Raw genomic sequence first — 22,210 nt, 5'->3', positions numbered from 1 at the left:
CCATGTGAGAGTAAGTCATCGCCAGCTCATTATTCTAAACACCCCCTTCATTCGAAGGGGGTGTTTTTTTATATATATAAATTGAAATAAATAATCATATAGACGATAAATTTTATGTCTTGAACAGTTATAGCAACCTCTCTTATCCATCTGATGCTCAAATTCATAAAGTATGATTAGTTTCTATTGGTACACCTGTGTACATAGAAAAATGATCGCCTAATCAATTGGTCGTGGTTGTATTTTAATGCTTTAAATAATGAGTGATTAAAATGCATGCGAGATGCAATAGAGGCATTTACATAATAAAAAGTAAGAGTGAAAAATATATTACTTAATTACTCATGAACAGAAGTTGCTTGAGAGGTCATGATATAGTGAATTTAAAAGTTTTAAATCCGAATATATTTAAGGATACGCGATGACCAATTCAGAAAAAAAAATTGAGTGTGATTATTCTCTTTATGTAGCCTCTAAAGCATCCCAAACAGGTCAATGGCTTGAGGTAAAAGATAAATTTAGCCAAAAAACATTTGCCCGAGTAGCCTTAGCAGATGCAAATACTTTAGAAAAAGCAATCCAATCTGCAATTGATGCAGAACAGGCGATGGCAAAATTAGAACCATTTCAAAAGCAAAAGATTTTATTACATTGTGTCAAACGCTTTGGCGAAATGAGAGAGGAATTAACTGCAATTTTGATTGCAGAGGGTGGAAAGCCATTAAAAGCAGCTCAGGCTGAAGTTGAGCGTCTTATAAATACCTTTCAAATCGCTGCTGATGCTGTTACACAAATGGACGATGGGCGTTTAATGCCATTGGCTGTGACAGCTGCTGCACAGGGTTATACAGGTATGATTAAACATGTTCCGATTGGTGCTATATCATTAATTAGTCCTTTTAATTTTCCACTTAATTTAACTGCTCATAAAATTGCACCTGCAATTGCAGCAGGGTGTCCTTTCGTACTGAAACCTGCGTCACTTACACCAGTTTCTGCTCTAAAAATTGCAGAAGTGTTGGCGGAAACTGATTTACCTCAAGGTGCATTTTCAGTTTTACCTTGTCCTCGCGAACAGGCAGATATCTTGGTAACCGATGACCGATTCAAATTACTCAGTTTTACTGGATCGGATGAAGTCGGTTGGGATATGAAAGCACGTGCTGGTCGAAAAAAAGTCACCTTAGAGCTTGGTGGAAATGCTGCTGTTTTAATTGAACCTGATACTGAAATATCTGATGTGTTAATTGATCGTCTTATTGGGGGAGCTTATAACCATGCAGGTCAAGTTTGTATTAGTGTCCAAAGAATTTTAGTCCATGAAAATATTTATACGGATTTAAAGAAGAAATTAATTTCCAAAATAAAAAAAATCAAAGCGAGCGATCCGAATTCAGACTCGACCTTATGTGGCCCTATGATCAAGGAGGCAGAAGCTAAAAGGCTTAAAAAATGGGTCGATAAAGCGGTAAAGAAAGGCGCCAAAGTTTTAGTTGAAGGTCAGGTTAAAGGGGCTTTATTTGATCCAATATTGTTAGAAAATGTTGATGCGTCTTTAGAAATTTATAAAGATGAAGCTTTTGGACCCGTTGCTATTCTAGAGAAGTACAAAGATTTTGAAAAAGGCATTGCTACAATTAATCAAAGCCGATTTGGTCTACAAGCTGGCGTTTATACACAAAGTCTGAATAAAATGATGTATGCGTGGAATCATTTACATGTAGGTGGTGTCATCATTAATGATATTCCATCATTCCGTGTAGATAATATGCCTTATGGTGGCGTTAAAGATTCGGGTCTAGGTCGAGAAGGGATTCAATCAGCAATTCGAGATATGCAAGAAGAGCGTTTGCTTGTGATTAAACAAGGATAAATTATTTTTTATGTTAAAAGGAGCATAACGCTCCTTTTATATTATTTAGTTTAGATTAACGCAGTGATTTAAAAATAAACATATTGAGTTAAAATTAATCAATAAGAATAAAAAAATGATGAAACACAGTTTTTTCCTGAATTAATTACAGAAAAATCTGATTAAAAGCGCTATTGTTGATTCATTAAACATCCTTTATTTCATCTTTCTTTAACCAAGAATATTAAATAAGGGGTGGTTTGTAATTCGAAAAAAATGCTCAAAAGGCCGTTTCTGATTCAAACAACAAAATTTTAATGGTATGCAATTACTTGCGAGATAACATCAACAATAGCAGTAAGCGTGTACCCATTTACGGATTAGGTACTATATGACAGCTTCACGTGAAAATTGGAGCGCCAGATCAGGTTTTATTATTGCAGCTATTGGTTCTGCAGTAGGTTTAGGCAATATTTGGCGTTTTCCCTATGTCGCATATGAAAATGGTGGCGGGGCATTTTTAATCCCTTATCTGGTTGCAATTTTTGCTGCCGGTCTTCCACTTTTATTTTTAGATTATGCAGTTGGACATAAATACCGTAAGGCCCCACCTACAGCTTACAAGAAGTTGATGAATGGTGAATCATTGGGTTGGTGGCAAGTTGCTGTGACATTAATTATTGGTATTTACTATGCCAGTGTATTGTCATGGGCGGGTAGTTATATGTTCTACTCATTTGGTCAACAGTGGGGAAGTGATACAGAAAAATTCTTTTTCACCACCTATCTTCAGAATGGTGAAGGCTTAGCATTTGGGTTTGTTCCGACCTTATTTATAGGTTTGGTTGTCGTTTGGGCGATCGTTATGTTCATCCTGTATGGTGGGGTGAAGAAAGGCGTGGAATTGTCGAATAAGATCTTTATGCCATTATTGGTGGTTTTATTTACGATTCTCGTGATTCAAGCTATTCGTTTACCAGGTGCTGTCCAAGGTTTAAATGCATTCTTTACACCAAACTGGGAAGCAATGGGCAACTATAAAGTGTGGTTAGCTGCATTTGGCCATATCTTTTTCTCGTTATCCGTTGGTTTCGGGATTATGTTGACCTACGCTTCGTATTTGAAGAAAAAAACGAATTTAACTGGTTCTGGACTAGTCGTTGCTCTTGCAAATTCATCTTTTGAAATTTTAGCTGGTATTGGGGTATTTGCAGCATTAGGTTTCATGGCCTACAGTGCGGGTGCTTCAGTTGACGATGTGGTATCTGGTGGTATTGGTTTAGCTTTTATCGCTTTCCCTAAAATCATTTCAAGCATGGGGGCTGGCGGAGACTTATTTGGCTTCTTGTTCTTTGCATCTTTAACAGTTGCAGGGATTACATCCATGGTCAGTATCCTTCAAGTTCCAATCGCAGGTTTTCAAGACAAGTTAGGATGGTCTCGTAAGAAGGCTGTGACAATTATTGCAGGTGGTTCAGCAATTGTTTCAACTTTATTGTTTTCAACTCACAGCGCGATTACGTTTGTCGATATTATCGATTACTTTGCCAATAATATTGGTATTGTCGCGGGTGGCTTATTATCAATCATATTGGTGTCATGGTTCCGTCGCCCGTTGTTAAAGCAACTTCAAGAACATGTAAATCAATATTCTAGTATTAAGCTAGGTGCTGGTTGGAACTTCATGTTGACTGTAGTTACGCCAATCTCATTGTTAGCTGCGCTATTGATGACCTTGAAGTCAATATTTACTGAAGGTTATGGCGGTTATCCAATTGAGATTCTATTGCCAATTGGTGGCGGTGTAGTTGCAATCTTTGTATTCTGTGCGGTTGTTTTTAGTCGTCTAAAAGACAATGGACCTGAGGAGAAATAAGATGAATACTTCTGCTTTAATGATGCTTATTATCTCAACAGTGCTGTTATGGGGTGGTCTTATTTTAGCAATGATTCATTTGGCAAAAAACCCAGATGAGCTTGAAGATTAAACCACTTTAGATCAATATTAAAAAAGCCATGATATGAGTCATGGCTTTTTTAATATGTCGATAAATTAGAAATAAACTATCTTAAAAAATAGCATTAAATCTTTTGAATTAAACAATAATAGAATCCATCCCCATGACCTTGTTGTGGCAATAACTGACGGCCGTGGATTTGTTCAATTCCCCAATTTACATTTAATTTGATTTCTTGAGCATCTGCATGCGTGTTGAAGAAATCAATCATTTGGTGTTCATTTTCAGCTTTCAAAATCGAGCAGGTAATATAAAGCATTGACCCGCCAACTTTGAGTTGTTGCCACATATGATTCAGAATCTGTTTTTGAAGAGCAACCGTTTGTTGGATATCGGTAGATTGGCGAAGTAAACGAATATCTGGATGACGTCGTACAACTCCAATAGCAGAACACGGTGCATCAAGAATAATACAGTCAGCCTGTTCAGGTGCAGACCATACCGTAGCATCAGCAGTCAGTATTTCCACTGGTGCATACTGATTAAGAGCAAGACGCTCTAAGTTTTCACTTACGCGGCTTAAACGCTTTGTGTCGTGATCGATCGCATACAGCTTTTTAGGACGATAACACTCTAAAATATGTGCTGTTTTTCCACCTGGAGCCGCACATGCATCAATTACGATCTTATCATCAAGATTCGGCAACAAGGTCGCGCAAAGTTGAGCATGTTCATCCTGAACAGAAAAACCACCTTCTTCAAAGCCAGGGAGGTGAGGAATATGCACGGATTGATCTAAGATAATGCCTACATCGGACCATTCACATGGATGAGCATCAATCCCTTCTTCATCAAGAATATCTAAATATTCCTCACGGCTTACCTGTCGTTCATTTACACGTAGTGTCAAAGGCGCAGCCAGTTTAAGCTCAGCTGAAAGCATTTGAAGATGCTCTGGCCAATCTTTTTTCAAGCGTTTAAATAGCCAACTAGGTAAACCATGGGCTTGGTCTAATGCTTCGCCGAATTCTTCAGTTTCACGTGAAACACGACGTAGAATCGCATTCACGACGCCACTTAAAGCTTCAAAACCAAGTTGTTTGGTGGCTGTTACCGTTTCTGAGATAGCCGCATGTGCTGGAATACGCGTGCAAAGCAGTTGATATAAACCTAAATATAGGCAGCTTTCAACGGTTTCGTTGTTGAGCGGTTTAGTCAGAAGAGGGAGAGTAATTGCTTTAAGTGCATGCCATTGGCGTAAAGTGCCTAAAGTCAATTCATGAAATAAGGCCCGATCACGCTCACCAACCAATGAAAGATGTTGGGAAAGAACAGAGGTGAGGGATTGCCCATTCTGAACGGCCAGTAATGTTTTAATCACATGTCCGCGTAAATTTAAATGAGAAGATTGTTGGCTCATGCGAAGATCTGTCCTGGCTGCAATTTTTGACTTTGTAGAATTTGTGCAGCATTGAGCGCTTTACCGCCTGGCCACTGAAGTTGAGTGAGGCAAATCACTTGATGATCACCACACACAACGTGAACACCATCCTGATCGACACCGATGATTTCACCGACTTGTTGAGTTGATGGAGTGAGTGAAGAAAGTTTCGAATTCCAAATACGTAAATTGTTGGTTTCATCAATAGGAGTGAAAGCTACGGGCCAAGGATTGAAAGCACGGATATTTCGATCAATCGTCACAGCATCATTTGCCCAGTTAATTTGAGCTTCAGCCTTCGACAGTTTATGTGCATACACTGTAAGTGATTCATCTTGAACTTCACGTGTATCTAAATAATGCTTTAAAGTGTCTTCACTTTCTAAAACAGCGAGAGTGGCTTCAGCCCCTTGTTGAGCCAGTTTATCATGTAAGGTTGCGGAAGTATCTTCAGCCGTAATAGGACAGATCGTTTTAAACATCATGTCACCAGTGTCTAGACCAGCTGCCATTTTCATGATCGTAATACCTGTTTCAGTATCACCTGTCGCGATAGCACGTTGAATAGGGGCTGCACCTCGCCAGCGAGGCAATAAGGAACCATGAATATTCAAGCAGCCGTATTTAGGTGTATCTAAAACGACTTGAGGCAAGATTAAACCGTATGCTGCGACCACCATCACATCAGCATTGAAAGACTTGAGTTCAGCTTGAGCAGCCAAACCTTCCTCAGTCGACGATTTAAAATGTAAAGGTTGGTAAACAGGAATATTGTGCTCAAGCGCCAATTGCTTTACCGCTGACGCTGTTAGTTTTTGTCCACGTCCTGCTTTACGGTCTGGCTGCGTATACACAGCAACAATTTCATGAGAAGTCTTTAGCAAAGCTGCTAATGCACTCGCTGCAAATTCAGGGGTTCCCGCAAAGATGATTTTCACTCAGACACTTCCAAAACAATATAAAGAACATTATATGCCAAAAGCGATTTTCGCCCAAATAAGGTCGTAATTTGAAACGTTTTCATGTGCATTTTGTGCTTAAGGTGTGATTAATAAAATTTATGTATTTTTAAAAAAAGATTCATGAAAGTTTTGTATTACGATTTCAGATAAGGGTTTATAGTAGATCATATCTCTTACATCGATTTAGATCGTTGAGGGCAAATCAGACCTATACGAACAATTGCAAGCAATGGTTAACTGTTAATCAGAAAGCTGTCATAATAGAAGTAAGGTTCAACTGATTTAGCCTTATATTTCAGTATCATTTAGCCAGATTGAATACATATTCATCGAGCTCAGCTTAAGTTGGAAATAAAAATGCCTGACTATCGTTCGAAAACATCAACACACGGAAGAAATATGGCGGGTGCACGTGGCTTATGGCGTGCAACTGGAATGAAAGACGAAGATTTTGGCAAACCAATTATTGCAGTAGTCAACTCATTCACACAATTCGTACCGGGTCATGTGCATCTTAAAGACTTAGGTCAGCTTGTTGCACGTCAGATTGAACAAGCGGGTGGTGTAGCTAAAGAATTTAATACAATCGCAGTAGACGACGGTATTGCAATGGGTCACGACGGAATGTTGTATTCATTACCATCGCGTGACTTGATTGCTGACTCAGTTGAATACATGGTCAATGCACACTGTGCAGATGCAATGGTTTGTATCTCGAACTGCGACAAAATCACACCGGGAATGTTGATGGCAGCAATGCGCTTAAACATTCCTGTTGTGTTTGTTTCAGGCGGTCCAATGGAAGCTGGTAAAGTCCAAATTCGTGGTGGTGAACAAGCAATTGACCTTGTGGATGCCATGATTGTTGCTGCAGATGACAACTACACAGATGAAGAAGTAAAAGCATACGAACGTTCTGCATGCCCGACTTGCGGTTCATGTTCAGGGATGTTTACTGCAAACTCAATGAACTGTTTGACAGAAGCATTAGGTTTATCATTACCGGGTAATGGTTCAACACTTGCAACGCATGCCAACCGTAAAAAACTATTTGAGCGTGCGGGTCAGTTGATTGTTGAAATCACAAAACGCCATTACGAACAAAATGATTACAGCGTATTACCACGCAACATTGCCCCTAAAGCTGCTTATGAAAATGCCATGACTTTAGATATCGCGATGGGTGGTTCTACCAATACAGTACTTCACTTATTAGCGGCTGCGCATGAAGCAGAAGTTGATTTTACAATGGATGATATCGATCGTTTATCACGTAAAGTGCCTGTACTGTGTAAAGTTGCACCTGCGGTTAAAAATGTTCACATGGAAGATGTCCACCGTGCAGGCGGTATCATGTCGATCCTTGGCGAACTAGACCGTGCAGGTTTGTTAGATACTTCTGTACCAACCGTACACGAAAAAACATTAAAAGACGCTTTAGATAAGTGGGACATTATTCGTACTGAAAATGAAGAGGTATATAACTTCTATAAATCAGCACCGGGCGGTGTACCAACACAAACAGCATTCTCACAAGACCGTTACTACACACGTCTTGATGGCGACCGTGAAAATGGCGTGATTCGTAATGCAGAACATGCTTTCTCTAAAGACGGCGGTTTAGCAGTCCTTTACGGTAACATCGCACTTGATGGTTGTATCGTAAAAACGGCTGGTGTAGATGACTCGATTCTGAAATTCAACGGTACAGCACGCGTATTTGAAAGCCAAGATGATGCAGTAGAAGCAATCTTAGGCGGCAAAATCGTAGCAGGTGACGTGGTTCTGATTCGTTACGAAGGTCCACAAGGTGGTCCGGGTATGCAAGAAATGCTGTATCCAACAAGCTACTTAAAATCAAAAGGCTTAGGTAAAGACTGTGCGCTTGTGACTGATGGTCGATTCTCGGGTGGTTCATCAGGTCTTTCAATTGGTCACGTGTCTCCAGAAGCGGCTGAAGGCGGTGCAATTGCATTGGTTGAAGATGGTGACCGTATCGAAATTGATATTCCAAACCGTACGATTCACTTAGCAGTTGCTGATGATGTATTGGCTGCGCGCCGTGAAGTACAAGAAGCTAAAGGTTGGAAGCCTGCGAAAGAGCGTCCACGTAAAGTATCTAAAGCACTGAAAGCGTATGCAATGCATGCAACAAGTGCTGCAAAAGGTGCGGTACGTGACATCTAATCTAGTTATAAACTAGATCCATCATGATTCAAAAGCATCCTTCGGGATGCTTTTTTAATCACGAAAAGTTTGAATTTCATCTGAAAGCGTCAATTACATTAATGACAATATTTGATAGAAAGGTCATAAATATTGATCAATTCTCTTTGTCTTGATATAAGTTTTGCTCGCGTTCAAACTTTTTTAGTTTTAAAAAAAGCGATGAATTCGATACTTTGAGCACATAATTTACCAGTAAAATCATCTGAGGCACATCTCATGTCATTGTTACGCCGTTGGTTTGATCCGCTACGATCGAGTTGGTTTTATCAGAAACCAAATCGTCAAGAGGTCTTGTCAACTGAGCAGGGTTTAACGATCTATCTTCGTTTAGATGATGTGTATAGTTATCTTGCAGTCCAGCAATTGGCACAATTAAATGACATTTTAAAAGATGAAATTAAGCCTTTAAAAATTGTTATCTCAGATACTGCTGCTGAAGCTCCAAATGATATGAGTCCTGAAGAGTGGCAAGATTACAGTCTACGTGATGCCCAAATTTTAGCGTACCAGCATCGTTTCGGATTCGATAATGAAAAGCCTGAAATACCAAGTGCTGAAGCGATTCAACAGGCAGAAACGATTTTACGAAATACCCCATTAACAGGTGAAAATTTTCTCTATTTATTGGAAGATGTCTTCCATATGTTGTGGCAACAGCAGTATGGAAAATTACGTACTTTGTATGTCATGGCTAGTCGACATCGAAAAGAACAACAAATCGCTGAGCGAACTTTTGATCACACGCCAGTTTTAGCAAGTTTTTTTGAGCTCGGTAATCGTCGGTATCATGCGGTAGATGATTTATTAAGATTGACCCGCCGTTTAAAACAACAAAGACTCTTGACCGGTAATCCTATTTTTCTCATCAATCATATTGAGTGGCGGGAACACCTAATGAATGATGCTGAAGAATTATCTGAGATTCAGGCGATGAATCCTGAGTTGGACCTCTATATTGCATTAGAAGATCCGATCTCTTGGTTATTATTAGCTTATATTAAAGAGGAACTTGCCGATTATTACGATATCCAACTTACCGTTTATCCATTGCAATATCAGGGACGAGATTTATTTGATTGGAGTTTGGCAACGCGTTTATCTAAACGAACAGAAGTAAAATTTACGCCGTTTTGCCGACCGACTCAGCAGGCGACATATGAAATAGCACGATTGTTTTACAGTGTGCCTGAGGATCAACGCCTTGATGCAATGTATGAAATCTTGCAGGCTGTATGGAGTAAAGGTAAAGATCTATCGTATCGACCTCATATTCAAGCCTTAAAACAGAGCTTGAATATCACGACGCTCACTGAAGAGTCGATCAGTCAAAAGCTGGAAGAAAATCAATTACTCTGTGAGATGAAATCACAACCTGATTTACCAGTGCTTGAGCTTCGTATCGATGGAAAGAGTTATGTGTTTAATAGCTTATATCGTGTATGGATGATTGAAAGTATTTTCAGTAATGTGTTAGAACAAAAGTACAAAAGTGAAAATGAATCTGAACACAGGGATACCGAATCAATTGAAAATCAATAAAGAAAAATGCGAAACCCTTCAGCAAGCTCGAGCACAAATAGATTCAATTGATCAAGCTATAACAGAATTAATTGGTTTACGCCAATATTACGTAGATCAGGCAGTGCGATTTAAAAGAACTATCCAAGATGTACAGTCACCTGAACGTGTTGAAATAGTGATTGAAAAAATACGTGAATTGGCTACAAAAAATGGTGTGGATCCATTACTCATGGAAAAAATATATCGAGAGATGATTCAACACTTTATTCAAAGAGAGTTAAAAGAATTACGACCATAACAGTCGGAATTCTTAATAAGAATGAGGAACTTAGTTTCCTCTTTTATTCATTGAAATTTACAAAATATATAGCCGATTTGTGAACTGGTTCAACAAAGCTTAGTGTTACAAAAAATAATATTAAGTTAACATTTGGATACATCACTTTTTAGACTGACGGTCGAAGGCGCTATGGATACCCAGTTACAATTAGAAAAAATAGTCAAGGATCTTGAAAACTACAAAGTAGCCATTGATGCACATTCAATTGTAGCCATAACAGATGCACGTGGTGTCATTACTCATGTCAATGAGAAGTTTTGTAATATCTCACAGTATTCTTATGAAGAACTGGTCGGATCGACACATAAAATTATTAATTCAGGCTATCACCCGAGAAGTTTTTTTAAATATATGTGGAAAGCCATTTCGAGTGGAGAAATTTGGAAAGGCGAAATTTGTAACCGAGCTAAAAATGGTTCTTTATATTGGGTTGAAACCACGATTGTGCCGCTTAAAGATAATAATGGCGTTTTACAAAACTATATCTCCATTCGAACTGATATCACACAGCTAAAAAATTCCGAAGACCATGCACGTTATATGGCATTACATGATGAATTAACGGGATTGCCTAACCGCCGTTTTATGCAAGAACGCATGTTGGCGGTGATTGAATCATGTAAACAAAATGGTACACATAGTGCACTCATGATGTTGGATTTGGATAACTTCAAAAATATTAATGACACGTTAGGACACGATCGTGGAGATGACCTACTCAAAATGGTCTCGGTGCGTCTTATGGAGTGTGTGGCACAGCAGAATGCAATTGTCCGTCTTGGTGGAGACGAGTTTTTAATTATTCTTTCAGATTTAGATCCAGATGAAACGATTGCTAATCAAGCAGTGATGCAAATCGCTGATAAAGTTCGTGCTGCATTAAATGAGCCTTTCGTATTAAAGGATAATAAAATTCATACTAGCTCTAGTATCGGAATTTTTATTTTCCGTAATTCAAAATTGCCAAAAAATGAGTTGCTTAAGTACGCCGACATGGCGCTGTATCAAGCTAAAGAAAATGGTAAAAACTGCATATGTGTTTTTGATCCTGAAATGGAACAAAGTGTTATTGCTAAAGCTGCTTTATTAAATGATTTAAGATTAGCTTTATTACGAGATGAGTTCCAACTTTATTATCAGATTTTAGTAAATCGCGAAGAGGAAGTGATCGGGTATGAGGCTTTGCTACGTTGGAGTCATCCTGAACACGGTTTAATTTTACCAGGTCGATTTATTGAAGAAGTGGAGAAAACTGATCTCATACATGATGTTGGTAATCGTGTATTAGTATTAGCATGCCAACAGTTAAAAGATTGGAGCCAATACCCAGAATCTTCAAACTGGACGATTTCAGTCAATATTAGTGTCGAACAATTCCGTAAGACTGACTTTGATAAAAATGTGCTTCGGATTATTGATGAAGCAGGAATTGATCCAACATTATTACGTTTAGAACTCACTGAAAGCATGTTCTATACCGATATGCATAACTCAATTGAGAAAATGAAAAAGCTCATCGAGCGTGGATTAAGATTCTCTATGGATGATTTTGGAACAGGATATTCTTCATTGAATTACCTCAAAATGCTTCCACTGGATCAACTCAAAATTGATCGTTCATTTGTAGAAAATATTGTCGGTAATCCACGTGATATTGCTATTGTGAAAACGATTATTGATTTAGCACAAATTCTTGATCTGAATGTGGTGGCAGAGGGTGTAGAAACTGAAGAGCAGTTCCAAGTTCTAAAAGAAAATGGTTGTAATACGTTTCAAGGCTATTATTTTGGTCGACCTAAACCCATTGAAAAAAATCTTAAAATACTTAATTAGAATAAAAAATTAAAAAAGAGAGCATTAAGCTCTCTTTTTTTATATGCGATAGATTTTTAGTTAGACTTTCCACCTAAGCTAAAGAACCAATTCAGGAATAATGCAGCAAAGGTAGCCGTTCCAATACCACCTAAATTGAAGCTACCAAATTGAAGCGCAAAGTCACCAGTACCTAAGATCAGCGTGATCGCAGCAATCATGAGGTTTTTATTTTTAGAGAAATCGACACGATGTTCGATCCAAATTTTAGCACCAGCGATGGTAATTAAACCAAACACCACAATTGATGCACCTGCAAGAATCGCAGTTGGAATGGTTTGAATAATTGCACCAAATTTTGGTGATAAGCCAAGGAAAATTGCGAATACACCTGCGATGGCAAAAATAATCGTGGAATAGACACGTGTCACAGCCATCACGCCAATATTTTCCCCATAAGTGGTCATGCCTGGAGCACCTACACCACCGGCTAATGATGTTGCAACACCATCGGCTACAAACGCTTTACCAATATGTGGGTCTAGATTTTCACCAGTCATGGCAGAGACTGCTTTGATGTGACCTAAGTTTTCAGCCACTAAAATTAAAGCTACAGGAGCAATGATGAGCATCGCGTTCATACTGAACTCAGGAGCATGAAAGTTAGGCAGACCAAACCATGCAGCTTGTGTAATCGGCGTGAAGTTAATTGGAGTACCGTAACCCATGATATTCGTAATAACAAAGTATACGATATAAGACAGCACCAAACCCACAAGTAAAAGTAGGCGTTGTAGCATCCCTTTGGTGAATACTGCAATTGAAGCCATACAAATGACAGTAATCAATGCCATCCACATATTAAATGGATTACCCGCGACACTTTTTACCGTTACCGGTGCAAGATGCAGACCGATGATCATGACCACAGAACCTGTTACGACAGGAGGCATGAGCTTTTCAATCCATCGAGTACCTGTTGCCATCACCAGAAAACCAATTAAGGCATAAAGTACACCACAGGTAATAATTCCCCCAGCAGCTAATGCAATATTCGCATTTGCTCCAGCACCGGCATATCCCGTTGCCGCGATGACTACACCAATAAAAGCAAAGCTTGAGCCTAAATAACTGGGCACTCGACCGCCAGTGATGAGGAAAAATAACAGGGTACAAATACCTGACATTAATATGGCAAGATTAGGATCAAAACCCATTAATAATGGTGCTAAAACTGTCGCACCAAACATGGCAAAAGCATGTTGAATGCCAAGAACTACACTTTGCGCAGGAGGTAAATATTCGGTCGTGCCAACAGGACGCGTATCAATATCATCCGTAAAGGGACGCCATTTAGGAAACCAACTGGTCATAAAGTGAGCACTCAATAGTTAAATTGTGCACATCATACGCCTGTTTTATGAGAAATCATCTGTTTCTTGCAAAATTATTAAAACTAATGGTCTGACTTTTATTGAATTTTTACCCATCGGTAAAAAAAATATGTTTTAAAAATAAAGTAAAATCAGCCTATTGCAATTCAGCTATATCAAAAAAATCTATATCCATATTGAGTAAAAAATTTATAGGTGCTTCGTTGTCATTACTGAAAATTAGAATAAAGTCTCTAAATTGCTCAAGCCCATAAAGGTACTTGAGCATAGGCAGTCGTGAAATCAACCCGTATTACGTAATCCAGCAGCAATACCTGCAATACTTACCATTAATGCATGGTCAACCTCAGTTTGTTCGACAGTTCGTTCAGCTAAATATTCGCGACGTCTTTTCATGAGTTCTGCTTGTAACAGGTGTAATGGAAGAAGATAGGGTTTACGAATCTTCATGGCTTGATCAAGAACTTCATTAGAACTGAGTAATTTAGATTCACCTTTCATTGCCAATAAAGTTTGTACTGCGTCATGTAAGCGTTGGCGTAGTTCCGCACCCAATACTTTAAGATTTTCATCTTGGGTGAGATGAGATTCATAATACAATGCGACATTGCTATCTGATTTAGATAGCACCATCTCCAACATATCAATTAAAGTTTGGAAATAAGGCCATTGTTCTAACATTTCATCTAGCTCAGCTTTGTGACCTTCTGAAATGACTTGATTGATGGCTGCACCAGTACCTAACCATGCTGGAAGCATTAATCGAATTTGAGTCCATGCAAATACCCATGGAATTGCACGTAAGGATTCAATACCACCGCTGATTTTTCGTTTCGCTGGTCTTGAACCCAAAGGTAGCATCTGTAATTCAAGCTCTGGCGTCACGGTTCTTAAGTATTGGACAAAATGAGGGTTTTCGCGGACTGTTTGACGGTAAACATTCACAGAGAGTTCCGTCATCTTGTGCATCAACTCGCGCCATGCTGCCTTGGGTTCTGGTGGTGGGAGTAAAGTCGCTTCTAAGGTAGCTGCGGTATAAATTTCTAAATTTTGCAGTGCGATTTCTTCTAATCCAAATTTGAATCGGATCATTTCGCCTTGTTCGGTCACACGGATTGCACCTGAGATTGAGCCAGGTGGTTGTGAAAATAGTGCTTGTTGGGTTGGAGCACCACCACGACTAATTGAGCCACCACGACCATGGAACAAAGTGAGTTGTATACCATGTTGTTTGGCAATAGCTGTTAACTCTTCTTGTGCACGGTACTGAGCCCAATTCGCAGACATGAAACCTGCATCTTTTGCTGAGTCAGAGTAACCAATCATGACCTCGTGCTTGTTTTGAATATGTTGTTTGTACCAATGCATACTGAATAAAGTATTCATGGTCGAAGCTGCGCCATCTAAATCTTTTAACGTTTCAAATAATGGAACTACACGCAGAGGTTGCTTAATACCTGCTTCTTTTTGGAGTAATAGAACCGCCAAAACGTCACTTGGATATTCCGCCATTGAAATAATATAAGCACCTAGACTCTCAGCAGGTTGTTCTGCCAAAGTTCGCATGGTAGCGAATACTTCTTGAACATCAGGATGCTCAATAAGACTTTGAGCAGATTCATTAAGATGTTTAGGAAGTAAAGGGCGTTTGCTTTGCAGTTCTTGTAATAAGAAGTTTTGACGGGCTTGTTCAGTCCATGTCTCAAAATTGCCAAGTCCAAGATACTCAGTAATCGCTGAAATTGCTTGACGATGACGACCTGACTCTTGGCGAATATCTAGTTTTAATAACTCAATACCGAAACAATTCACGCGATAAATAAAATCGAGTAACTTTCCTTGAGCAATACCGGAAAGGTTTGAATCGACTAATGAGCGATAACATAACAATAATGGCTGCAACAACTCATCTTTGTGATGAATAATCTGGCTACGATCCACATCAGAATGTTGACCTTGTAATTTTGCAGTGAGCCATTCTCTTGTAATTTTTAAGCGTTCACGTGTTGTTCTTAAATATTCACGATAAGGCTCTGGATGAGGCTGACCTAAGGCAGTCTTTAGTTCATCACTGCACGCCTGAACAGAAAGCTCCCAACGTAAATCTTCAATATCTCGGAGGTAGAGATCCGCGGCTTTCCATCGAGATAACCATAAAACTTCTTGAGTCACTTTGTGTGTGACATTTGGGTTTCCATCTCGGTCACCACCCATCCAAGATGCAAACCGCACAGGTGCAATATCTAAAGGTAAAGCTTGAGAACAATGCTCTTGAACCAATTGATTCAATTCACGGACAAACTTAGGAATAGCGTTCCATAAAGTTTGCTCAATGGTAGTAAAACCCCATTTTGCTTCATCAATTGGGGTTGGACGATGTTGGCGAATTTCATCGGTTTGCCATGCTGAACAAACCAATTGTTTTAATTCAGAAAGAACTTGAGCGCGCTGTTTGGGGGTCAGCTTTTGCTGATCAAACTTAGATAAACACTCGTTGATCCCATCATATTTTTGGATCAAGGTGCGACGACTAACTTCCGTAGGATGTGCGGTGAGTACAAGCTCAATATTTAGCTCACAAATTTGTTGATAAAGGGTTTCCGCTGAAATCAGCTGTTGTTGAAATTTTTCAAAAAGGGGAATAAGGACATTTGCTGCAGCACCGTTTTCATCAAACTCATTTTGGCGACGGCTACGTACCACATGATATTGTTCTGCAATATTGGCAAAGTTCAGAAAATGTGAAAAAGCGCGTGTCAGTGGAAGAATCTCATCATCTTTTAAACTTAAAAATAAACTTTCTAATTGTTTTTCAGCTTCGCTATCACCATCACGTGCACCTTTCGCGAGTGCACGAATTTGTTCAACTTGATTAAACAAATCTTGTCCAGCTTGTTCTTTTAAAGTCTCTCCTAAAAGATTACCGAGTAAGCGTACGTCTTCACGTAATGGAGCATCAATTTGTTGAATCATTTTTTTCTCCTTTTCTTGTTCTTTTGACTATACCGCTTATTCATGACATGCCAAGCGATTGCAAAATAATTTAAAGAAAATTAGGTGAAAAATACGCCATTTAAGAATGGAGAGAGCTATTTTTTGTATTTCAGCATAAATAATTCGATGGCTTGATGAATAATTTCATCACATTCTGCTTCATTGGGAACCTGACGAACACCTAACAATACTTCATGATGTCGATGCCCTAAGAGTAAAGAAAGGAGCAAATGTGTTTGCTTTTCAGCATCATCTTTCTGGATAAATCCGTGCTCAATCGCTTGAGCAAAAAAATCAGTCCAAACCACAAATAACCGCTTATGAGATGCATTATAAAAAGGTTCAGCCAAAGGATTTTGCTCTGCTGCCAATTCTAATAATAAATGCTCAAGCTTAATGGCTTCAGGAAGATTGACAATTTGCAGCGCTAAACTACACACCTGATAGAAGTCTTCTAAAAAATTGGATTCAGGGTGTAATTGGATTCGCCGAGCATTGATTGATTCTTCGCACGTTTCTGCAATTGCATAGGTAAATAACGATTCTTTATCTTGAAAATGGTTATACACCGTCAGTTTAGTCACGCCAGCTTCTTTGGCAATTTGATTCATGCTTGAACCATGAAAGCCCTGTTTTAGAAACAAACGTTTAGCTGCCTCTAATATTTGTTTCTTTTTAACTAAATCCTTAGGACGTCCAATATTCATTTGCACAAAAAAATCCAAAAAAAACAGTTTAGGTCATACCTTGAAAAATGATTTTTAATTACTGTACCATGCGGTATATTAATTAAAAAATAATCAAATTAATATCCCTAATTTGATTTGCCTAAAAATTGACATAAGAGCAGTGCACATGAGTCCTCAAAAATTTGCCACATACAGTCTAATGCTCATTTGTAGCGTGATACTCACCGCGTGTAGTAAGGATAAACCCACAGAGGAACAAATTCCATTTGTGATGGTTGCCCAGCCGAATACCTCCCAAGATGAACTGAAAAGTTATGCAGGAGAAGTTCAGGCGAGACAGCAAACGGCATTGGCTTTTCGTGTTGGAGGACAAATTACTGAACGCTATGTTGATGTAGGGGATCGAGTCAAAGTCGGGCAAGTCTTAGCAAAATTAGATGTGAAAGATGCTCAACTGCAGCTAAATGCTTCAAAAGCTCAGTTAGAAAGCGCGCAATCTGCAGCCAAAATTGCCGAAGAAGAATACAAACGCTTTAAGCAGTTATTACCTATTAATGCGGTGAGTCGTTCGCAATATGATGCCGTAGAAAATCAATATAAATCGGCCATGTCCAATTTAAAACAAGCACAATCAAATTATGCAGTGAGTAGTAATCAGACGGGATATAACCAACTCATTGCCAATAAAAATGGCGTCATCACTGAGCGTAGTATTGAAGTTGGTCAAGTGATCGCAGCAGGGCAGGCAGCGTATCAACTGGCGATAGATGGTGATCGTGAAGTGGTGATTGGTGTGCCAGAACAAGCAGTATCAGAAATTAAAACAGGTCAAAAAGCTTGGGTTACGCTATGGTCAAAACCAGAGGAGCGTTTCGCCGCATATGTGCGTGAAATTTCACCTGCTGCCGACCAATCTAGAACATTTAGTGTCAAAGTTGCTTTGACTGAAGGGCGTTCAGCAATTCAACTTGGACAAAGTGCGCGAGTATTTTTTTCAAATACCAGTTCAAATGTGATTAATGTTCCTTTGACCAGTGTATCTGCAACAGAAGATCAGCCTTATGTTTGGGTTGTGAATCCAGATCACAGTATCCGTAAGGTGAATGTTCAAATAGGTGCTTATGGTCGTGATACGGTACCTGTGACCCAAGGTTTAAAAGCTTCTGATTGGGTCGTGGTTGGCGGTGTACACTTACTGCGAGATAAACAAAAAATTAATCCGATTGATCGTCAAAACCGCGCAGTGAATGTAAAAGCAGGACAAGTTGGAGCGAAAATATGAACTTTAACTTGTCAGAATGGGCGTTAAAAAATAAGGGACTGATCCTTTATTTCATGATTTTGATGGGAATATTGGGTGTTTATTCCTACTCAAAACTATCACAAAGTGAAGACCCTCCATTTAGTTTCAAAGTAATGGTGGTTCAAACCTATTGGCCAGGTGCGACAGCGGAAGAAGTTTCATTACAAGTAACTGATCGCATTGAAAAAGAATTAATGAGTACGGGGCTCTATGATCGTATTGCAGCCTATTCTCGTCCTGGTGAATCAATGGTGACCTTTGTTGCCAAAGACTCGCTGCGTTCCCATGAATTACCGAATGTTTGGTATCAGGTTAGAAAAAAAATTGGAGATATCAAACACCAACTTCCTAGCGGTGTTCAAGGTCCATTCTTTAACGATGAATTTGGTGACACCTTTGGGAATATTTATGTCTTAACGGGTGATGATTTTGATTATGCCGTGATGAAGGAATATGCCGATCGCTTACAGCTGCAACTACAACGTGTACAAGATGTTGGTAAGGTTGATTTAGTTGGCTTGCAAGATCAAAAAATTTGGATAGAAATTTCAAATACAAAAACCGCTCAATTGGGTATTCCAGTTTCTGCAATTCAAGAAGCACTACAAAAACAAAATACCATGGCGAGCGCAGGTTTCTTTGAAACAAGCTCAGATCGTATTCAAGTGCGTGTCAGCGGACAATTGAAATCAGTCGAAGATCTCAAGAACATGCCATTACTGGTTGGTGATAAGACCATTCAATTGGGCGATGTGGCTGAAGTTTACCGTGGCTTTAGTGAGCCAGCTCAACCACGTATGCGCTTTATGGGCAAAAATGGTATTGGTATTGCGGTGTCTATGCGTAAGGGTGGTGATATCATTGCGCTAGGGAAAAATCTAGAAAAGACCTTTAATGATCTACAACAAACTTTACCTTTAGGGATGGAACTTAAAAAAGTTTCAGATCAGCCTGTAGCGGTGCAACGCAGTATTCACGAATTTATCAAAGTGCTCGCAGAGGCCGTGATTATTGTCTTATTGGTCAGCTTCTTCTCTTTAGGTTTCCGTACAGGATTAGTGGTCGCTTTCTCTATTCCCTTGGTCTTGGCAATGACGTTCGCAGGCATGAATTTCTTTGATGTTGGACTGCACAAGATTTCTTTAGGCGCGTTAATTTTAGCACTTGGACTTTTGGTTGATGACGCTATCATTGCAGTTGAAATGATGGCCATTAAAATGGAACAAGGATATAGCAGATTAAAAGCCGCAGGTTTTGCTTGGAAGTCGACCGCATTTCCAATGTTAACGGGGACGCTGATCACTGCAGCTGGATTCTTGCCGATTGCCACTGCTGCGTCGAGCACAGGTGAATATACTCGCTCAATCTTCCAAGTTGTAACCATTGCTTTAGTGGTGTCATGGTTTGCAGCGGTACTGTTTGTTCCTTATTTAGGTGACAAATTACTGCCTGATTTTAATCAAATGAATCAGAAAGCTCCGTGGTATCAACGCTTATGGGCAAGATTACGTCAACAACCAGAGCCACAACCCGTCGTTCAACACCATGGTGAGCATCACGATCCATATCAAACTAAGATGTATCAAAAATTTAGATCTTGGGTTGAGTTATGTATTACTTATCGTAAAACCGTCATTGCTGCGACGGTTGCGATATTTGTCTTGTCAATTTTGATGTTTAAATTTGTTCCACAACAATTTTTCCCACCATCAAACCGTGCTGAAATATTAGTGGATCTAAAACTAGAGGAAGGTGCTTCTCTAACAGCGACAGAAAATGCGGTTAAAAAAGTAGAAAAATTCTTGTCGACTCAAAAAGGGATCGATAATTACGTCGCTTATGTTGGTACAGGTTCTCCACGTTTCTATTTACCACTTGATCAACAATTGCCTCAGGCGAGTTTTGCACAATTTGTGGTTTTGGCTTCCTCATTAGATGAGCGAGATGAGATTAGAAAGAATCTGAGTGAAGAAATTAGTAAGTTATTGCCTGAAGTACGGACACGTGTATCGCTATTGGAAAATGGGCCACCAGTCGGTTATCCAATTCAATACCGTGTTTCTGGTGAAGATTTAAATACTGTTCGCCAACGAGCACAATTAGTGTCACAAGCAATCAGTGAAAATCCAAATACCGCCAATGTTCATTTAGATTGGGGTGAGCCGAGTAAAATTATTTCACTTGAAATTGATCAAGATCGTGCGCGTCAGTTAGGCGTATCTAGCTTAGATTTGGCGAATTTCTTAAATAGTTCAATAACAGGCGCTGCGATTAATCAGTATCGTGAGAAACGGGAGTTAATTGATATTCGTTTACGTGGCGATCAAGCGGAACGTGTTGATGTAGCATCGTTACAAAGTCTCGCTGTACCGACGAGTCAAGGTACAACAGTTCCATTGGCACAGATTGCGAATATCCAATATAAGTTTGAAGATGGTCTGATTTGGCATCGTAACCGTTTGCCGACGATTACTGTACGCGCAGATATTCGGACTAAACTCCAACCAGCTACTGTGGTTGGTGAATTAACTGAATCTATTGAGAAAATTCGTGCCGAACTTCCAAGTGGTTATCTGGTAGAAGTGGGAGGCACTGTGGAGGAATCTGCACGTGGGCAAACTTCAGTAAATGCTGGCATGCCGTTATTTTTGGCTGTGGTCTTTACCTTGCTCATGATTCAGCTCAAGAGTATTTCACGTTCGTTTATTGTTTTCTTGACCGCGCCTTTGGGTTTAATTGGCGTGGTATTGTTCCTGTTAATATTCAATAAGCCTTTCGGGTTTGTGGCGATGCTAGGTACCATTGCTTTATCTGGAATGATTATGCGTAATTCGCTTATCTTGATTGATCAGATCGAGCAAGATATCAAAGCGGGTCATTCTCAATGGGAAGCGATTTTAGAAGCGACAGTACGCCGTGCCCGTCCAATTATTTTGACTGCATTGGCTGCTGTGTTGGCGATGATTCCGCTTTCACGCAGTATCTTCTTTGGTCCAATGGCGGTAGCAATTATGGGTGGACTCATTATCGCAACATTATTAACGCTGTTCTTCTTGCCAGCACTCTATGCGGCATGGTTTAAAGTAAAAAAAGAGTCAAAAACCGCGTAGTTTTATGTGAATACTAGGTGCGAAGCATTGAAAAATTCAATATAGTAGTCCCTAGTTTTTAACACAAAATAACACAGTGGGCTGAGTACATAAAAAAACTGAATGTGCACTCGGTTGAGGTATAAAAAAGCATCCATGGGGCGAGACAATTTAACAAGACATCGTCGATTAATTACGATGTCTTATGTATTCATGTTTCTTGCATTGTTCACTGGTATCAGTGCTGCAATCGCCTATTTTTTAGCGCAAAAAGTGGCTCAAGCGCAAGACGCTGAAGTCTGGATCCATGCTCAAGCATTATGGATTGCACGAAATGTTGTGCTATTCATGATGATGGCCGCATTTGCTGCTCTTTGGTTTATTCCTGCCTGCTTTATCTATTGGGATAGTGTGTTATGGGTGAAAGGGTGTACGGTGATTGGTGTCATTTTTACCACAATTGCATGGCTATTTCTCCTAAATGCATGGCTTAAAGGCTTAGTTAAGTATATCCAGAAAAAAGCCGCTTTTTAAAATAATGATTTAATTTACTTGTAATCTCGGAATATGACCCCAACATATTCCGCAGAGAAGTCATATCAAATTTTTTTGTGGAGCATCGCCAG

The 22,210-nt window shown here is 39.4% G+C and carries 15 protein-coding genes; 10 read left to right on the top strand and 5 right to left on the bottom strand.

Features of this window, described 5'->3' with window-relative positions:
• Positions 1-421 precede the first annotated feature (421 nt).
• From AC1M9H_RS12060 to AC1M9H_RS12050, 3 genes are all read left to right on the top strand, one after another.
• Positions 422-1,873 carry an aldehyde dehydrogenase family protein gene (locus AC1M9H_RS12060; protein ID WP_481613487.1) on the top strand — a complete coding sequence of 484 codons (1,452 nt, stop codon included), beginning with the start codon at positions 422-424 and terminating at the stop codon, positions 1,871-1,873.
• A 370-nt stretch (positions 1,874-2,243) separates the two neighbouring features.
• On the top strand, positions 2,244-3,728 hold the full coding sequence (locus tag AC1M9H_RS12055; protein WP_481613486.1) for a sodium-dependent transporter: 1,485 nt from the start codon (positions 2,244-2,246) through the stop codon (positions 3,726-3,728).
• A gap of 1 nt (position 3,729) precedes the next feature.
• Positions 3,730-3,840 (top strand): methionine/alanine import family NSS transporter small subunit, encoded by a 111-nt coding sequence (locus tag AC1M9H_RS12050; RefSeq protein WP_081403317.1) that lies wholly within the window; start codon positions 3,730-3,732, stop codon positions 3,838-3,840.
• 94 nt (positions 3,841-3,934) lie between these two features.
• Here AC1M9H_RS12050 and rsmB read toward each other — a convergent pair whose 3' ends face one another.
• Positions 3,935-5,230, bottom strand: coding sequence for a 16S rRNA (cytosine(967)-C(5))-methyltransferase RsmB (gene rsmB, locus AC1M9H_RS12045; RefSeq protein ID WP_481613485.1), 1,296 nt, complete (start codon positions 5,228-5,230; stop codon positions 3,935-3,937).
• Complete coding sequence (fmt, locus tag AC1M9H_RS12040) at positions 5,227-6,189, bottom strand: methionyl-tRNA formyltransferase (RefSeq protein ID WP_481592125.1); 963 nt, start codon at positions 6,187-6,189, stop codon at positions 5,227-5,229. The genes rsmB and fmt overlap by 4 nt, the downstream gene beginning before the upstream one ends.
• A 381-nt stretch (positions 6,190-6,570) precedes the next feature.
• On the opposite strand from fmt, the gene ilvD reads away from it, so the two are divergent.
• The 4 genes from ilvD (at position 6,571) to AC1M9H_RS12020 (ending at position 12,136) form a co-directional block, all read left to right on the top strand.
• Positions 6,571-8,400 carry a dihydroxy-acid dehydratase gene (gene ilvD / locus AC1M9H_RS12035; protein WP_081403313.1) on the top strand — a complete coding sequence of 610 codons (1,830 nt, stop codon included), beginning with the start codon at positions 6,571-6,573 and terminating at the stop codon, positions 8,398-8,400.
• A gap of 258 nt (positions 8,401-8,658) precedes the next feature.
• Positions 8,659-9,981, top strand: a complete 1,323-nt coding sequence (locus tag AC1M9H_RS12030) for a hypothetical protein (RefSeq protein WP_180028931.1) — start codon at positions 8,659-8,661, stop codon at positions 9,979-9,981.
• Positions 9,974-10,261, top strand: a complete 288-nt coding sequence (locus AC1M9H_RS12025) for a chorismate mutase (RefSeq protein ID WP_481613492.1) — start codon at positions 9,974-9,976, stop codon at positions 10,259-10,261. The genes AC1M9H_RS12030 and AC1M9H_RS12025 overlap by 8 nt, the downstream gene beginning before the upstream one ends.
• A gap of 171 nt (positions 10,262-10,432) precedes the next feature.
• Positions 10,433-12,136, top strand: coding sequence for a putative bifunctional diguanylate cyclase/phosphodiesterase (locus AC1M9H_RS12020; RefSeq protein WP_481613484.1), 1,704 nt, complete (start codon positions 10,433-10,435; stop codon positions 12,134-12,136).
• Positions 12,137-12,192: 56 nt separating this feature from the next.
• Here the strand turns inward: AC1M9H_RS12020 and AC1M9H_RS12015 are convergent, their stop codons facing one another.
• The 3 genes from AC1M9H_RS12015 to AC1M9H_RS12005 all read right to left on the bottom strand — a co-directional run bounded on the left by AC1M9H_RS12015 (position 12,193) and on the right by AC1M9H_RS12005 (position 17,216).
• Positions 12,193-13,488 carry a solute carrier family 23 protein gene (locus AC1M9H_RS12015; protein WP_481592128.1) on the bottom strand — a complete coding sequence of 432 codons (1,296 nt, stop codon included), beginning with the start codon at positions 13,486-13,488 and terminating at the stop codon, positions 12,193-12,195.
• 303 nt (positions 13,489-13,791) lie between these two features.
• Positions 13,792-16,482, bottom strand: coding sequence for a phosphoenolpyruvate carboxylase (gene ppc, locus AC1M9H_RS12010; RefSeq protein WP_481593771.1), 2,691 nt, complete (start codon positions 16,480-16,482; stop codon positions 13,792-13,794).
• Between the two features lie 116 nt (positions 16,483-16,598).
• On the bottom strand, positions 16,599-17,216 hold the full coding sequence (locus AC1M9H_RS12005; protein ID WP_481613483.1) for a TetR/AcrR family transcriptional regulator: 618 nt from the start codon (positions 17,214-17,216) through the stop codon (positions 16,599-16,601).
• A gap of 142 nt (positions 17,217-17,358) precedes the next feature.
• On the opposite strand from AC1M9H_RS12005, the gene AC1M9H_RS12000 reads away from it, so the two are divergent.
• From AC1M9H_RS12000 to AC1M9H_RS11990, 3 genes are all read left to right on the top strand, one after another.
• On the top strand, positions 17,359-18,474 hold the full coding sequence (locus tag AC1M9H_RS12000) for an efflux RND transporter periplasmic adaptor subunit (RefSeq protein ID WP_481590647.1): 1,116 nt from the start codon (positions 17,359-17,361) through the stop codon (positions 18,472-18,474).
• A complete protein-coding gene (locus tag AC1M9H_RS11995) occupies positions 18,471-21,605 on the top strand; it encodes an efflux RND transporter permease subunit (protein WP_481613482.1) in 3,135 nt (1,044 codons plus the stop codon). The genes AC1M9H_RS12000 and AC1M9H_RS11995 overlap by 4 nt, the downstream gene beginning before the upstream one ends.
• A 135-nt stretch (positions 21,606-21,740) precedes the next feature.
• Entirely contained in the window at positions 21,741-22,118 is a 378-nt protein-coding gene (locus tag AC1M9H_RS11990; RefSeq protein WP_481613491.1) for a hypothetical protein, read from the top strand.
• The last annotated feature ends 92 nt before the right edge of the window (positions 22,119-22,210 follow it).

The organism is Acinetobacter sp. ANC_7512 (assembly GCF_056779935.1).
Note: the sequence above shows the minus strand (reverse complement) of the source record. Positions and strands in the feature narration are given on the sequence as shown.